The following is a 15,477-nucleotide window of genomic DNA, read 5'->3' as shown; positions in this document are numbered from 1 at the left end:
CCGGCCGGCGCGGCCGGGAGTGAGAAAGGGGATTTCCGTGTTCCGTGCTATCGCAGACGTGCTGCGCCAGATCGGCGGGGCCATCGCCACCGTCGTCACGCTGCCCTTCCGGGCTCTTGCCCGGCTCTTCGGTGGAGCCTCGTCCTCCACCCGCAGCCGCAGGGCCTGACCGGGATCCCGACCTGCCGGGTGTCGCCCTGATCCCCGGGTGTCCGTGTCACCTGCCACAATTGCCGCGCAACCTCAGCGGAGAAGGCGGTACGGGATCGTGACGACACCCGGGTCCATCGGGTCCATCAACGCAGTGACCATCGAAGGCAGGATCGCCGAGGAGCTCGGCGTACGGGAGCGGCAGGTCAGGGCCGCCGTGGAACTGCTCGACGGCGGTTCTACGGTGCCCTTCATCGCTCGCTACCGCAAGGAAGCGACCGAGATGCTCGACGGTGCGCAGCTGCGCACCGTCGAGGAGCGGCTGCGCTATCTGCGGGAGCTGGAGGAGCGGCGGACGGCCATCCTGGAATCGGTGCGCGAGCAGGGCAAGCTCACCGACGAGCTGGAGGCGAATATCCGGGGCGCCGAGACGAAGGCGCGCCTGGAGGACATCTACCTGCCGTACAAGCCCAAGCGGCGCACCAAGGCGCAGATCGCCCGGGAGGCCGGTCTCGAACCGCTGGCGGAGGGCCTGCTCGCCGACCCGGGTGTCGAGCCCCTCGCAGCGGCCGCCGCGTTCGTCGACGCGGACAAGGGCGTGGCTGATCCGCAGGCCGCCCTCGACGGCGCCCGGGCGATCCTCACCGAGCGGTTCTCGGAGGACGCCGACCTGATCGGTGAACTGCGCGAGCGCATGTGGGTGCGCGGGCGGCTGTCCGCCAAGGTGCGGGAGGGCAAGGAGGAGGCGGGCGCGAAGTTCGCAGACTACTTCGACTTCGCCGAGCCCTTCACCGAACTCCCTTCGCACCGCGTGCTCGCGATGCTGCGCGGGGAGAAGGAGGAGGTCCTCGACCTCGTCCTGGAACCCGAGGAGCAGACGGACGGCCCCTCCTCGTACGAGGGGATCGTCGCCCACAGGTTCGGGATCGCCGACCGGGGCCGCCCGGGCGACAAGTGGCTGAAGGACACGGTCCGCTGGGCGTGGCGCACCCGCATCCTCGTCCACCTCGGCATCGACATCAGGCTGCGGCTGCGCACGGCCGCCGAGGACGAGGCGGTGCGGGTCTTCGCCGCGAACCTGCGCGACCTGCTGCTCGCCGCCCCGGCGGGCACACGCGCGACCCTGGGCCTCGACCCCGGCTTCCGTACGGGTGTGAAGGTCGCCGTGGTCGACGCGACCGGCAAGGTCGTCGCCACGGACGTCATCCACCCGCACGTCCCGGCCAACCGCTGGGACGAGGCCATCGCCAAGCTGGCCCGGCTCGCGAAAGAGCACGCGGTCGAGCTGGTCGCCATCGGCAACGGCACGGCGTCGCGCGAGACCGACAAGCTCGCCGGCGAGCTGATCACCAAGCACCCGGAGCTGAAGCTCACGAAGGTGATGGTGTCCGAGGCCGGCGCTTCCGTGTACTCGGCCTCCGCCTTCGCCTCGCAGGAGCTGCCGGACATGGACGTGTCGCTGCGCGGTGCCGTGTCGATCGCCCGCCGTCTCCAGGACCCGCTGGCCGAGCTGGTGAAGATCGACCCGAAGTCGATCGGCGTCGGCCAGTACCAGCACGACCTGTCCGAGGTGAAGCTGTCGCGTTCGCTGGACGCGGTGGTGGAGGACTGTGTGAACGGCGTGGGCGTGGACGTCAACACGGCGTCGGCCCCGCTGCTCGCCCGGGTCTCCGGCATCACCTCCGGCCTCGCCGAGAACATCGTGGCGCACCGCGACCAGAACGGGCCCTTCAAGGCCCGCGGTGAGCTGAAGAAGGTCGCGCGGCTCGGCCCGAAGGCGTATGAGCAGTGCGCGGGCTTCCTGCGGATCCGCGGCGGCGACGACCCGCTGGACGCGTCGAGCGTGCACCCCGAGGCGTACCCGGTGGTCCGGCGCATGGTGAAGACCACCGGGCAGGAGGTCGCCTCGCTCGTGGGCAACACCGGGGTGCTGCGCTCGCTGAGGCCGCAGGACTTCGTGGACGAGACGTTCGGTCTGCCGACGGTCACCGACATCCTGAAGGAGCTGGAGAAGCCCGGCCGCGACCCGCGCCCGGCCTTCAAGACGGCCGTCTTCAAGGAGGGCGTGGAGAAGATCTCGGACCTGTCGTCCGGGATGATCCTGGAGGGCGTCGTGACGAACGTCGCCGCGTTCGGGGCGTTCGTCGACGTCGGTGTCCACCAGGACGGTCTGGTGCATGTCTCCGCCATGTCGAAGACGTTCGTCAAGGACCCGCGGGACGTGGTGAAGCCCGGGGACATCGTGAAGGTGAAGGTGCTCGACGTCGACATCCCGCGCAAGCGGATCTCGCTGACGCTGCGCCTCGAGGACGAGGCGGACCAGCAGGGCGGCTCCGGTGAGCGCCGGCAGCGGGGTGGGCGGCCACCGCAGCAGCGGCAGGGTGGGCGTGGTGGCCGTGGCGGTGGTGGCGGTTCGCGTCAAGCGCCGCCGCCTGCCAACAGCGCGATGGCCGACGCGCTGCGCCGGGCGGGGTTGGACCCTAAGGGCGGTAAGCGCTGACTGGTCCGTCGGGGAGGCCGTGGGGAGCTGCGGGGTCGTCGTGGCTGCGCAGTTCCCCGCGCCCCTGAAGGCGGAGCTTCGCTCGCCTTCGGGCCTACAGTGAGGGTATGCCTGCCATCACCTGGGAAGTGTCCGCAAGCCAGGGGTTCGAGACCGTCTGGACCGAGCTCGACGGCGGTGTGTTGCGGGCGCGGGGGCGGGCTGTGGGGACTGATCCCGAGCCGTACTGGGTCATGTACGAACTCGACACGGCCGACGGGTTCGTGACCCGTCGGCTGCGGGTGACCACCGAGTCCGCGGACAGCGTTCGTACGCTCGATCTGCTCCACGACGGACGGGGCCGGTGGACCGGGGACGGCGAGCCTCTGCCGGACGTCGACGGAGCGCTCGACTGCGATCTCGGGCTGTGCCCGCTCACCAACACCATGCCGGTGCTGCGGTACGGGCTCCACCGGACGCCCGGCGAGCGGGAGTCCTGATGGCCTGGGTGTCGGTGCCGGACCTGGTGGTGCGGCCGTCGCGGCAGACGTACACGCATCTGGGCCCCGGGCGGGTCCGGTACTCCTCCGACGGCTTCCGCAGCGACCTGGAGTTCGACGAGGAGGGGTACGTCGTCGACTATCCGCAGCTGGCCACACGTCTGACGGCCCGTTAGCGCTCGGTCACCTTGCCGTCCGCCACCTCCAGGCGGCGGGTGACGTGTACGGCGTCCAGCATGCGGCGGTCGTGGGTGACCAGCAGGAGGGTGCCCTCGTAGGTGTCGAGGGCGGACTCCAGCTGCTCGATGGCGGGCAGGTCCAGATGGTTGGTCGGCTCGTCGAGGACCAGGAGGTTGACGCCCCGGCCCTGGAGCAGCGCCAGGGCGGCCCGGGTGCGCTCGCCCGGGGAGAGGCTCGCCGCGGGGCGCAGGACGTGGTCCGACTTGAGACCGAACTTGGCCAGGAGGGTGCGGATCTCGGCCGGTTCGGTGTCCGGGACGGCCGTGCGGAAGGCGTCGAGCAGGGACTCCTCGCCGTGGAAGAGCTTGCGGGCCTGGTCGACCTCGCCGAGGAGGACGCCCGAGCCGAGCGCGGCGTGCCCGGCGTCCAGCGGGACGCGGCCGAGGAGGGCGGCGAGCAGCGTGGACTTGCCGGCGCCGTTCGCGCCCGTCACCGCCACCCGGTCCGCCCAGTCGATCTGCAGGGAGACGGGGCCCAGGACGAAGCCGCCGCGGCGCACCTCGGCGTCCCGCAGGGTCGCGACGACGGCACCCGAACGCGGGGCCGACGCGATCTCCATGCGCAGCTCCCACTCCTTGCGGGGCTCCTCGACGACCTCCAGGCGCTCGATCATGCGCTGGGTCTGGCGGGCTTTGGCGGCCTGCTTCTCGCTGGCCTCGCTGCGGAACTTGCGGCCGATCTTGTCGTTGTCGTTGCCCGCCTTGCGGCGGGCGTTCTTCACGCCCTTGTCCATCCAGGAGCGCTGCAAGTGCGCGCGGTCCTGGAGGGCGCTCTTTTTGTCGGCGTACTCCTCGAACTCGTCGCGGGCGTGCCGGCGGGCGACCTCCCGCTCCTCCAGGTAGGCCTCGTAGCCGCCGCCGAAGAGGTTGATCTGCCGCTGGGCGAGGTCGAGTTCGAGGACCTTGGTGACGGTGCGGGTGAGGAACTCGCGGTCGTGGCTGACGACGACGGTCCCGGCGCGCAGGCCGCTCACGAAGCGCTCCAGGCGGTCCAGACCGTCCAGGTCGAGGTCGTTGGTCGGCTCGTCGAGGAGGAAGACGTCGTAGCGGGACAGCAGCAGGGAGGCGAGTCCGACGCGGGCAGCCTGGCCGCCGGACAGGGACGTCATCGGCTGGTCCAGGCCGACCGCGAGGCCGAGGCTGTCGGCGACCTCCTCCGCACGTTCGTCGAGGTCGGCGCCGCCGAGGCCGAGCCAGCGCTCCAGACTGGTGGCGTAGGCGTCGTCGGCGCCGGGCTCCCCGTCGACCAGCGCCTGGGTCGCCTCGTCCATGGTGCGCTGGGCGTCGGCCACGCCGGTGCGGCGGGCCAGGAACGCCCGTACGGTCTCGCCGGGCCGGCGGTCCGGCTCCTGCGGGAGGTGGCCGACGGTGGCGGCCGGCGGGGACAGGCGCAGTTCGCCCTGCTCGGGCGCGGTGAGCCCGGCGAGCATCCTGAGCAGGGTGGACTTGCCCGCGCCGTTGGCTCCGACCAGCCCGATCACGTCGCCGGGCGCGACGACCAGGTCGAGTCCGGTGAACAGGGAGCGGTCGCCGTGGCCGGCGGCGAGGTTCTTGGCGACGAGGGTGGCAGTCATCAGAGGGCCGATCCTAACGGCCGGGCGTTCAGTGGTTCACGGCCGCCACCAGGACGCTCCCGGCGGTGCGGGCCACGAGGAACGACCGGCCCCGGACCGCTTTCGCGTCGAGGGCGACGCGGTGGCGGCCCGCTTCGAGGACGCCGTCGAAGATGTCGTGGGTGTGGGTGCGGGAGAGCCGGTCGAGGCGGTAGGCGGTGAGTGTGACGCGGCAGGCGGAGGTGACCTCGACCTCCGCGCCGCCGTCGGTCGCGGTGAGGCCGGTGAGCCGGCGCCGGTCGGCCGGGCTGCGGTCCAGCGCGTGTTCGATCTGGGCGACGAGGAGCGGGACGATCGGGGCGAGGCCGTCGACGTGGGCGACCGGAACCCCGGCGCGCTCGAAGGCGCGGCGGACGGCGGCACGTTCCTGCTCGCCGGCCGCGTGGCCGAAGGCGACGGCGCCGTAGCCGCGGAGTTCGTCCGGGGGCACGCCGTCGGCGTCGTGGGCGATGTCGGCGCCGACACCGATGGTCCGTAAGGCCGCGGCGAGTTTGGCGAGGACGGCGACACGGGCGCCGATCAGCAGCACCCGGCGCCGGGGATCGGGCGCCGAGCCGTTCAGCAGGGTGCCCAGCGCGGTGCGGTACTCGGCGCCGCGGAACCGGAACGGGCCGATGCCGTGGTAGCCGTTGCGCTCCAGGTCGGCGTGTTCACCGGTCTGCCAGGCGAAGTCCCGCCAGATGAAGTCCTCGCCGTCGCCCTGGATGACCGCGGTGACCGCTCCGCAGGCCAGGTCCTCGCACTCTGGACAGCCGTAGACGACGTAACGGCCGCCGGGCAGCGGGGCCTCGCTCTCCAGGAGCAGGCTGCGGACCTGCGCGGTGAAGATCGCGGGAGGGACGTCGGAGGCGAGCGGGGAGACCGCGTCGAGGTCGGAGAGCTGGAACAGCAGCGGGCGTCCGTCGACGATGAAGTCCACGAAGTCCCGGTGGACCTGGTAACCGCCGTCGTTGAGGACTCCCCCGGCCCGCATCGCGGGAGCCAGGCCGAAGGTCGCATACTCGGCACACATACTGTGAGTATCCCCACACTGCGCGTGATGTGAGCACGGCATGACACATTCCGCTACGGTCCGGGCATGGCGAGCGATGCGAGTGGCGAGATCGTGGTGGTCGGCGGCGGGGTGGTCGGGCTGACGACGGCCCTGGCTCTCACCGGGCGCGGGCGGCGGGTGCGGGTGTGGACGCGGGACGCCGTCGAGGCGACCACCTCAGCCGTTGCGGGTGCGCTGTGGTGGCCGTACCGGATCGAGCCGGTCGCGGCGGCGCGGAGGTGGGCGCTGCGGTCGCTGGAGGTGTACGAGGAGCTGGCCGCACGGGGCGAGCCGGCCGGCGTACGCATGGTCGAAGGGGTACAGGGCGAGACCAGCCTCGACGAGGCGGACGCGTGGCTGGCGGGCCGGGTGCCTGGGCTGCGGGCGGCCACGGCCGGCGAATACGCGGGTACGGGGCTGTGGGTGCGGCTGCCGCTCATCGACATGCCGGTCCATCTGCGGTGGCTGCGGGAGCGGTTCGTCGCGGCGGGGGGTGTGGTCGAGACGCACGCGGTGTCCGGGTTCGCGGAGGTGGACGCGGACGTCGTGGTCAACTGCACGGGGCTCGCCGCGCGGGAGCTCGTGCCGGACCCCTCCGTGCGGCCGGTGCGCGGGCAGTTGGTGGTCGTGGAGAACCCCGGAATCGACACCTGGCTGGTCTCCACCGACGCGGCCGGCGAGCACGCGTACCTGTTCCCGCAGCCGGGCGGGCTCGTCCTCGGCGGCACCTCCGAGGAGGACGCGTGGTCGCTGGACCCCGACCCCGCGACGGCCGAGGCGATCGTCCGCCGCTGTGCTGCGCTCAGGCCGGAGATCGCCGGGGCCCGTGTGCTGGAGCACCGGGTCGGTCTGCGGCCCACCCGCCCGGCGGTCCGGCTGGAGCGGGACACCCTGCCGGACGGGCGGCTCCTGGTGCACAACTACGGGCACGGCGGTGGGGGCGTCACGGTGGCCTGGGGGTGCGCGGAGGAGGCCGCGCGGCTGGTGGCCGGCTGAGCGCGACCCACGGGAACGGCGAGGGCGGCCCGGGTCGTGGGACCCGGACCGCCCGCTGCCGCTCGGGATCAGTGCTTGCCGATCGGGTCACCCTCCACGTCCGGGCCGCGGCCCGGGCCGACGCGGAACTCGAACTCGCCGTCGTACTTCTTGTGTCCTTCCATGACGGCCATCTCGACGGCCTCGGAGCCCATCTGCTCACGCACGATCACCGGGTCGCGGCGCAGGTCGCGCATCAGGGCGACGCACATGAAGATCATCACGATGACGAACGGTGCCGCCGCGAGGATCGTGAGGTTCTGCAGACCGGTCAGGGCGTCGCCCTGACCGCTGCCGACGAGCAGCATGATCGCTGCCACCGCGCCGGTGACCACGCCCCAGAACACCACCACGAAGCGGCCGGGTTCGAGGGCGCCCTTCTGCGACAGGGTGCCCATGACGATTGAGGCCGCGTCGGCGCCCGAGACGAAGAAGATACCGACGAGGATCATCACGAGCAGGCTCGTGACGGTGGCGATGGGGAACTGCTGGAGCACGCCGAAGAGCTGGCCCTCCGGAGTGGCCTCCTTGGCGAGCCGCCCCTCCTCCTGCATCTTCATCGCCGAGCCGCCGAAGATCGCGAACCAGATCAGGCTGACCGTGCTGGGCACGAGGATGACACCGCCGACGAACTGGCGGATCGTGCGGCCCCGGCTGATGCGGGCGATGAACATGCCGACGAACGGCGTCCAGGAGATCCACCACGCCCAGTAGAAGACCGTCCAGCTGCCCAGCCAGTCGGCGACGCCCTCGCCACCGCTCGCCTCGGTCCGGCCGGCCAGCTGGGGCAGGTCGCCGAGGTAGGCGAAGACGGAGGTGGGCAGCAGGTCCAGGACGATGATGGTCGGGCCCGCCACGAAGACGAACAGGGCGAGCACCAGCGCCAGCACCATGTTGGTGTTGGACAGCCACTGAATGCCCTTCTCCACACCGGAGATCGCGGACGCGACGAAGGCCAGGGTCAGCACCGCGATGATCGTGACGAGCAGCCCGGTACTCACCTTGTCCATCCACTTCAGCTCCTGCACACCGGAGCCGATCTGGAGCGCGCCGAGTCCCAGGGAGGCGGCGGAGCCGAAGACGGTCGCGATGATCGCGAGGACGTCGATGGCCCGGCCGATGCCGCCGTTGGCGTTCTTCTTGCCGATCAGCGGGGTGAAGACGGCACTGATGGTCTGCCTGCGGCGCCTGCGGAAGGTGCTGTAGGCGATGGCGAGGCCCACCACGGCGTAGATCGCCCAGGGATGGAGCGTCCAGTGGAACAGGGTGGTGGCCATGGCCGTCTCCATGCGATCGCCGGAGTCGGCCGGGTCGCTGCCCGGCGGGGGCGTGCCGTAGTGCGACAGCGGCTCGCTCACGCCGTAGAACATCAGGCCGATGCCCATGCCAGCGCTGAACATCATCGCGACCCAGGACACCGTGCGGAACTCAGGTTCCTCACCCTCCGCGCCGAGGTGGATCCGGCCGTAACGGCTGATCGCGAGCCAGAGGGCGAAGACCACGAAGCCGGAGGCGGCGAGCATGAACGCCCAGCCGCCGTTGTGCATCAGGCCGCTGAGCATGCTGGTGGAAACGTCTTCGAGCGAGTCGGTCGCCGCGGCGCCCCAGACCACGAAGGCGAGGGTGAGCACCGCCGTGACGCCGAAGACGATGCGGTCGGTCTGCGGCCGGTCCTGACCGGGCAGGCCCGCTTCCGACCCCGGCAGCGCGACTCCGTCCGGGGAGCCCTTGTCGCTTGGTCGTTCTTGCGTCACAGGCGGCACCTTTCATCTGGGAAAGCAGGGAGGACCCCAGGTCCTCCGTAACGCTGCTACCACGTGTGGCGTAATTTCACCCCTCTCAACATGTGGTTTCGGATGAACCTCCGGTCAGGTGGTACTCGGCCCGGTCGTCGAGCAGCAGCGGCACGAGCGCCCGCAGGGGCTGGCGCAGGGGGACGAGCACGCCTGCGCGGTCCTTGCGCACGCGCACGCCGTGCAGGGCGAGCTCGTCGCCGACCTCGGCGTACTGGGCGGCGGTGAGCCGGTAGCCGCAGGGTGGGTTTTGGAGGATTTGCCCTGGTTCGGGCGGGTCGTTGTCGGCGCCGCCGACGTAGACCGGACCTGTGTCGGCGTACCCGGCGAGCCGGGCGCCGGTCGTCGCCGCCTCGATCCGGCCACGGCGCTGGTCGGTGTATCCGAACAGACCCTTGAGGGCGTCAAGCTGGGAGGTGACCCGGCGCCGGTTGTTCAGGGCCTCGTCCCCCTTCTCCGCCTCGGTGAGCGGGTCCACGCGGCTTTCGATGAGCAAGCCGACAGAGTGCTTCACACCGGACATGTTGCGCAGAATGCGCTCCTGCCCGTCGCCGGCGACCTGTCTGACCGGCTCACCGGTCTCCGGGTCGGTCCAGATGCCGTAGGTGCCGGTCGAGTGGCCGGCCCGCCGGGCGGCGGGCCGGACGTACGCCTCGGACAGGGTCCTGGCCTCGTCGTGGACCGCCCCGTGGGTGTTGAGGTTGCGCGGCCACAGATCGAAGAGGTCCTTGTCGTAGTACGGCGGGGTGGCGCCGTACTCGTGCAGGTCGTAGACGACGTCGGGGCGCTGGTCGCGGATGAGGGCGGCCAGGGCGCGGCCCTCGGCGGTCTTCAGGGCGAGGTGGTCGCGGTTGATGTCGACGCCGTCGCCGTTGCCGCGGGTGTTCGCGGCCCTGCCGTCCGGGTTGGCGGTGGGCACGACCAGGACCGTGGTGCGGTCGAGGAAGCGCCGGGTGCGGCTGTCCCGGGCGTACGCGAGGTCGCGGACGGTGGTAAGGCAGGCCTCGCGGCCGGAGGGTTCGTCGCCGTGCTGGCTGCACACGAGCAGCACCTTGCTGGGACTCGGCCGGGTGCCGATGCGCACCACCTGGAGCGGACGGTCCTGCTTCGTCGTGCCGAAGCGGGTCAGGGAGACGCGGCCACTGGAGCGGTCGACCGCCTTGAGGAAGTCCTGCTCCTCGGGCTGGGACGTCCAGCGCGCGCCATTCGACTGTTCGAAGCCGGTGCTCGGCGGGGAGTCGGTCGCCGCCTGAGCCGGAGGTACGGCGACCAGGGAGGCCGTGAGGGCGGCGGTGGTCAGGGCGAGGGCGCCGAAGCGGGTCACCGGTTTCCCCCCGGGACGCGCTGCGTGGTGCGCGGCTCCCGTACGCCGTCCAGCAGCGTGGCGTCGGGGGTGGCGAGCGCGGTCCCCGCGGTGGCGCGTGCGAAGGCGGTGGTTCCGCCGACGAACGGGACGCGCGCCGAAGTGCGGGACAGGTCCAGCGTGAGCTGCGGCCGGTCGGCGGGAGGGTCGATGAGGTCCTTGTCCGTGCCCGCGACGATCAGCGCCAGGCGGTGGCCCTTTGGGACGACGTGGTCGGTGGCCGCAAGGTCGAGGGTGATCGTGTACCGCTTGCCCGGGGTGAGCGGGGAGCCCTTGTGGTCGGAGGCGTGGTTGCCGAGGTCGGCCCAGCCGCGGCTGACGACGGTGTAGTCGACGTCGGCGGTCTTCGCCTTCGTCTCCTTGAAGCAGGGGCTGTCGCCGGTGGTGCCCGCGCCCCAGCAGGTGCGGTCGGTGAGGGTGGTGATGCCTTCCCCGGGGTCGGCGTAGTCGCGGATGGTGGCGGGGCCGATGTCCACGAGGACGGCGGAGAGGTGGGCCGTCGGGGTGGAGGGCGTCGCGGTGACGGTGACCTCGGAGGAACCGGACAGGCGCAGGTCACGGGTGAGCGGTCCGGTGACGAAGCCGGCCTTCTCCGGTGTCGGCCGGTCGATCCGGGCGGCCCAGTCGGTCTCGCTCAGCTTCGGGTCGTCGGTGAAACTCTCGGTGCCGTGGCCGCGCCGCAGGCCGAGGGTGCCGACGCCGGCCTGGGCACCGAGGCCGGGGCGCAGGGCGGCGGCCCGGGTGCCGCTCGGCGGCCAGATGCGGGAGGTTTCCCACCGGTCGGGCGCGCGTTCGATGTCGGCCATGGGCTCGCGGTCGATGCCGTTGTCGATGCCCAAGAGTTCGTGGTCGAACCAGCGGTGCAGCGTCTTGACCCAGGCGCCGCGCCGGAAGTCGAAGGGGTCGACGTGCCCGGTCTGGGACAGCCAGATCTTGCGCTCGACGCCGTTCTTCGCGAGGGCATCCCACCACGGACCGACGTGCTTCATGCGGACGTTGAGGTCCTGCATGCCGTGGACGAGGAAGACGCTGGCCTTGACCCCCCGCGCGGCCTTCACGTAGTCGCGCTCGGTCCACAGCGGGGTCCGGTCGCCGGTGCGCGGGGCGCCGTCGGTGAGCTTTTGCTGGACGGCTGCGCACTTGGCGCGGGCGTCGGGGCTGTTCACGTAGTCCGACAGCCACGCGGGGCCGGAGTCGTAGAGGGGGGCGCCCTGCTGGAAGTAGTAGTCGTACCAGGAGGAGATGGCGCTGATGGGGACGATGGTCTTCAGGCCCTTGACGCCGGTGGCGGCCACGCCGTTGGCGATGGTGCCGTCCCAGCTCTTGCCGATCATGCCGGTGCGGCCGTTGGTCCAGCCGGCCTGGGCGCGGGTGGCGCCCGTGCGGCTCGTGTAGGCCTTGGCGCGGCCGTTCAGCCAGTCGACGACGGCCTTGGCGGACTGGACGTCGGAGCGGCCGCCGACGTCGACGCAGCCGTCGGAGCGATTGGTTCCGGCCAGGTCGACGCCGACGAAGGCGTAGCCGCGCGGGACGAAGTAGTTGTCGTAGTACAGCGGCATCTGTGCGACACGGCCCTGCGCGTCGTACGTCTTCTTCTGGCTCTCGTTGCCGCGCCCGCAGCAGGAGTAGTACGGGCTGGCGTCCATGATGACGGGGATCCTGCGGCCCTGCCGGGCGGCTTCGCGGGGGCGGACGATGTCGACGGCGACCCGGTCGGTCCTTCCGTCGCGGTCTCCGTCGAGCCCGGTGTCCACCCAGACGGCCTCGCGGATGGCGTTCTCGTAGGAGTAGACGGGTTCGCTGCCGCTCGGGGCGGCCGGTGCGGCCTGTACGGCCGCCGGGGTGATCAGCGTGGCCAAGAGGGCGGCCGTGGCCGCCGTCGCGAGCGGTCTCCAGGTCGTGAAGCGCGTGCGTTTCGGCATGCGCCGGACGGTACATCGGTGAACTGCCGTGCAGAAGAGGGCAGCTGACGGACCGGCGTGTCCCGGGGGGCCTTCGGGGCGGGTGTCCCATGTCGGCCGAATGGCGATCGTGTGACAGCAGGGGCCATGGACATGATCAAGGCACAGGGAGTCAATAGGCTCCGGACAGACACCGGACAGACACCGGACAAGAACCCGGACAGACCTCGGCACCCTACGACTTGGAGCCTTGCGTGCACCGCAGAATCATCGCGCCGGGAGCCCTGGCAGCGACCGTTCTCCTGCTGGCGATCCCGGCATCGGCCGCGCCCCACTCCCCCGGCGCGCCGGGCATCGGCGACTCCTACTACCCGGACTACGGCAACGGCGGCTACGACGTCTCCCACTACGACCTCCGGCTGAAGTACCAGCCGGCCACGGACGAACTGGAGGGCACGGCGACCCTCGTGGCCCGCGCCACGCAAAACCTGTCGAGCTTCAACCTGGACTTCCTGCTGGACGTCGGCGAGGTGCGCGTCAACGGAGCGAAGGCCTCGTTCCGGACCTCGGGCGAGCAGGAGCTGGAGATCACGCCGAAGACCCCGCTGGCCGAGGGCGCGCCCGTCACGGTCGTCGTGCGCTACCGCGGAGTGCCGTCGTCGAAGCGGGCGCACGGCTTCACGAGCTGGCACCGCACCCCGGACGGAGGTGTCGCGGCGAACGAGCCCGAAGCTGCCGCCTGGTGGTTCCCGAGCAACGACCATCCGCTCGACAAGGCGACCTACGACGTGTCCGTGCTGGTCCCGGACGGCACCCAGGCCATCTCCAACGGCACGCTGCAGTCGACGAGTTCGCGGCTCGGCTGGACCCGCTGGAACTGGCGGTCCGACAAGCCGCAGGCCACGTACCTCGCCACGCTCGCGGTCGGGAAGTTCGACATCACGACCGGCACGACCGAGGGCGGCATACCGGTCCTCAACGCGTACAGCAAGGATCTCGGCGCCCACGCAGGAGCGGCGCGGGCGAGCCTCGAACGGACCGGGGAGATCGCGGACTGGCTCGCCGGGTACTTCGGGCCGTACCCGTACAACGCGCTCGGCGGGTACGTGCCGAACACGAACACCGGCTACGCCCTGGAGACCCAGACCCGGCCCTTCTACAGCCCGCGGCAGTTCGCGAACGGGTCCAACGTGTCCGTCGTCGTCCATGAGCTGGCCCACCAGTGGTACGGCGACGAGGTGTCCCTCAAGCGGTGGAAGGACATCTGGATCAACGAGGGCTTCGCCCGGTACGCGCAGTGGCTGTGGTCCGAACACGAGGGTGAGGGCACGGCGCAGGAACTCGCCGACTACGTGTACGCCTCCCATCCGGCCGACGACCCGTTCTGGACGGTGAAGCCCGGGGATCCCGGCCCGGAGAACCAGTTCGACATCGCGGTCTACGACCGTGGCGCGCTGGCCGTCCAGGCCCTGCGCAACACGATCGGCGACGAGGCGTTCTTCACGATCCTCAAGGGCTGGCCGGCGAAGTACGCACACGGCAACGCGTCGGTGGCGGACTTCCAGCGGTACGCGGAGGAGGTGTCGGGCAAGCCGTTGGCCGCGCTGTTCGACGCGTGGCTGTTCCAGCCGTCGAAGCCGGGGGTGCCGGCGGCCCGGGCCGCGGCGGTGGCCAAGAGGGCGAAGGACGTGCCCCAGCCCAGGTCATGGAAGCGGATCGCTGCGACGAACGGGGTGCACGCTCACGGGGAGCACGAGCGGAGTCACTGACGACCAGAGCCCGCAGGGGGCTTCGAACGCGTCCGGCGGACCGGTGGCCCCGGACTGTCGGGCGTGGCGGCGGCACATGGGCGTGCGGGTGCTCGATCGCGCGCTCGGGCGCGCCTCCCGCCGGTCCTCGAACTACGGTGGGTCCGTGTGCCGGGCGCTTCGTCCGGCGGCGTTGTCGGGCCGACCTGGGAGCCGGACGTGCGGAACGTGGCGATCGTCGAGGCACCGTCCGTGCTCGGGCTGCGCCCCACTGGTGTCGAGGAGTTGCCCGCGGCGCTCCTGGGGGCCGGGCTGGCCGAGGGGCTCGGGGCGGTGCGCGCGGGCCGGGTCGAGCCGCCGCCGTACGAGCCGGAGCGGGACCCGGACACGGGGCTCCTCAACCCGGGCGGCATCGCCGCGTACTCCGGCGCGCTGGCCGACGCGGTGGGCGGCGTCCTCGACCGGGGCCGGTTCCCCGTCGTGCTCGGCGGGGACTGCAGCGTGTTGCTCGGCGTCCTGCTCGCCCTGCGCCGCCGCGACCGGCACGGTCTGCTCTTTCTGGACGGGCACAGCGACTTCTACCAGCCGTCGGCGGAGCCGGCCGGTGAGGTGGCCTCCATGGAGCTCGCCCTGGCCACCGGGCGCGGCCCGCGCGTGCTGGCCGACCTGGAGGGCCGGGGCCCGCTCGTGCGGGACGAGGACGTCGTCGCCCTGGGGTTCCGGGACGCGGAGGAGTCCGCGTCGTACGGGATGCAGCCGCTGCCGTCCGCACTGCACGCGATGGGGCTGGACACCGTGCGCGCCCTGGGGGCGGCCGAGGCGGCCCGGCGCGCGGTCGGGCTGCTGACCGGCGGCGGCGCGGACGCCGGGTACTGGGTCCATCTCGACGTCGACGTCCTGGACGACGCGGTCATGCCCGCCGTCGACTACCGGCAGCCGGACGGGCTGACCTGGCAGGCACTGGAGACCGTCCTGCGCACGGCCCTGATGGGCGGCGCCGTCGGCCTCACCGTCGCGATCTTCAACCCCCGCCTGGATCCCGACGGCACCGTCGCGCAGCGCCTCGCCGAGTGTCTGGTGCGGGCCTTCGACAGCCAGGGTTGAGCCGGCGGCCCGTACCGCGGCCTCACTCGCCATGGTCGTAGACCGTCACTCTGATCCCCCGTCGGACCAGCCGCTCCTCGACCAGCGGCTCGACCCGGGACCACTTGCCGCCTGCCAGGCCGCAACCGATGTGGGGCATGTGCACGGAGGCACCCAGCTCAGCGGCCTTCCCGGCCAGGGTCTCCAGCGCCAGGTCGATCGCCTCGTAGCGGACGGGGACGCCCTTGCTGCCGGTCCTGGTGCCGCGCTGGCCGATCATGCTGGCGATCCACACGTGCCGTTCGACCTGGGCGAACTGCACCGCGCCCAGGGCGAAGTCGTTGGCCGCACGATCCCGGTGCCAGGCCCGGTACGCCGCCTCCGGCTCGGGCCAGCGGCGCGATACCGCCAGGACGAAGCCCTTGCCCCAGCCCCCGATGTCGTTGCAGACATGCGCGATGACCTTGACGCCCTTCACCGACGGAACGGTGGCGTCACCCCGGACATACGTGATCCCCGACATGACGCCACCGTAGGCCC

11 protein-coding genes and 1 pseudogene are annotated in these 15,477 nt (G+C 71.7%); 6 read left to right on the top strand and 6 right to left on the bottom strand.

The features are described 5' to 3' along the window. Positions 1-37: 37 nt before the first annotated feature. From OO68_RS48265 to OO68_RS42180, 3 genes and pseudogenes are all read left to right on the top strand, one after another. A complete protein-coding gene (locus OO68_RS48265; protein ID WP_252100478.1) occupies positions 38-169 on the top strand; it encodes an LPFR motif small protein in 132 nt (43 codons plus the stop codon). 99 nt (positions 170-268) lie between these two features. Continuing rightward, complete coding sequence (locus tag OO68_RS09180) at positions 269-2,650, top strand: Tex family protein (protein ID WP_033307711.1); 2,382 nt, start codon at positions 269-271, stop codon at positions 2,648-2,650. A gap of 107 nt (positions 2,651-2,757) precedes the next feature. Further along, positions 2,758-3,305, top strand: a pseudogene (locus OO68_RS42180) (putative glycolipid-binding domain-containing protein). Here the strand turns inward: OO68_RS42180 and OO68_RS09170 are convergent. Both OO68_RS09170 and OO68_RS09165 read right to left on the bottom strand, forming a co-directional pair. Beyond that, positions 3,302-4,942 (bottom strand): ABC-F family ATP-binding cassette domain-containing protein, encoded by a 1,641-nt coding sequence (locus OO68_RS09170; protein WP_033307710.1) that lies wholly within the window; start codon positions 4,940-4,942, stop codon positions 3,302-3,304. The pseudogene OO68_RS42180 and the gene OO68_RS09170 overlap by 4 nt on opposite strands. A gap of 28 nt (positions 4,943-4,970) precedes the next feature. Beyond that, positions 4,971-5,993: a hypothetical protein gene (locus tag OO68_RS09165; protein ID WP_033307709.1), complete on the bottom strand. Its 1,023-nt coding sequence runs from the start codon at positions 5,991-5,993 to the stop codon at positions 4,971-4,973. 66 nt (positions 5,994-6,059) lie between these two features. Here OO68_RS09165 and OO68_RS09160 point away from each other — a divergent pair, with 66 nt between their 5' ends. Further along, positions 6,060-7,010 carry an NAD(P)/FAD-dependent oxidoreductase gene (locus OO68_RS09160; RefSeq protein ID WP_033307708.1) on the top strand — a complete coding sequence of 317 codons (951 nt, stop codon included), beginning with the start codon at positions 6,060-6,062 and terminating at the stop codon, positions 7,008-7,010. A 68-nt stretch (positions 7,011-7,078) separates the two neighbouring features. On the opposite strand, the gene OO68_RS09155 is transcribed toward OO68_RS09160, so the two are convergent. The 3 genes from OO68_RS09155 to OO68_RS09145 form a co-directional block, all read right to left on the bottom strand. Further along, the gene (locus OO68_RS09155; protein ID WP_033307707.1) at positions 7,079-8,803 is read right to left on the bottom strand and encodes a BCCT family transporter; all 1,725 of its coding nucleotides are present in this window, start codon (positions 8,801-8,803) and stop codon (positions 7,079-7,081) included. Positions 8,804-8,888: 85 nt separating this feature from the next. Further along, positions 8,889-10,166, bottom strand: a complete 1,278-nt coding sequence (locus tag OO68_RS09150; protein WP_033307706.1) for a M14 family metallopeptidase — start codon at positions 10,164-10,166, stop codon at positions 8,889-8,891. Then, complete coding sequence (locus OO68_RS09145) at positions 10,163-12,127, bottom strand: Xaa-Pro dipeptidyl-peptidase (RefSeq protein ID WP_033307705.1); 1,965 nt, start codon at positions 12,125-12,127, stop codon at positions 10,163-10,165. The genes OO68_RS09150 and OO68_RS09145 overlap by 4 nt, the downstream gene beginning before the upstream one ends. 233 nt (positions 12,128-12,360) lie before the next feature. Here OO68_RS09145 and OO68_RS09140 point away from each other — a divergent pair, with 233 nt between their 5' ends. Then, complete coding sequence (locus OO68_RS09140) at positions 12,361-13,875, top strand: M1 family metallopeptidase (RefSeq protein ID WP_033307704.1); 1,515 nt, start codon at positions 12,361-12,363, stop codon at positions 13,873-13,875. Positions 13,876-14,073: 198 nt separating this feature from the next. Next, positions 14,074-14,958, top strand: a complete 885-nt coding sequence (locus OO68_RS09135) for an arginase family protein (protein WP_033308000.1) — start codon at positions 14,074-14,076, stop codon at positions 14,956-14,958. Positions 14,959-14,980: 22 nt separating this feature from the next. Here OO68_RS09135 and OO68_RS09130 read toward each other — a convergent pair whose 3' ends face one another. Then, positions 14,981-15,460: a macro domain-containing protein gene (locus tag OO68_RS09130; protein ID WP_033307703.1), complete on the bottom strand. Its 480-nt coding sequence runs from the start codon at positions 15,458-15,460 to the stop codon at positions 14,981-14,983. Positions 15,461-15,477 lie beyond the last annotated feature (17 nt).

Origin of the sequence: Streptomyces iakyrus, assembly GCF_000717055.1 — a bacterium.
GTDB classification, from domain to species: Bacteria; Actinomycetota; Actinomycetes; order Streptomycetales; family Streptomycetaceae; genus Streptomyces; species Streptomyces iakyrus.
The sequence above is the reverse complement of the archived record's forward strand: the minus strand, read 5'-3'. Positions and strand labels throughout refer to the sequence as shown.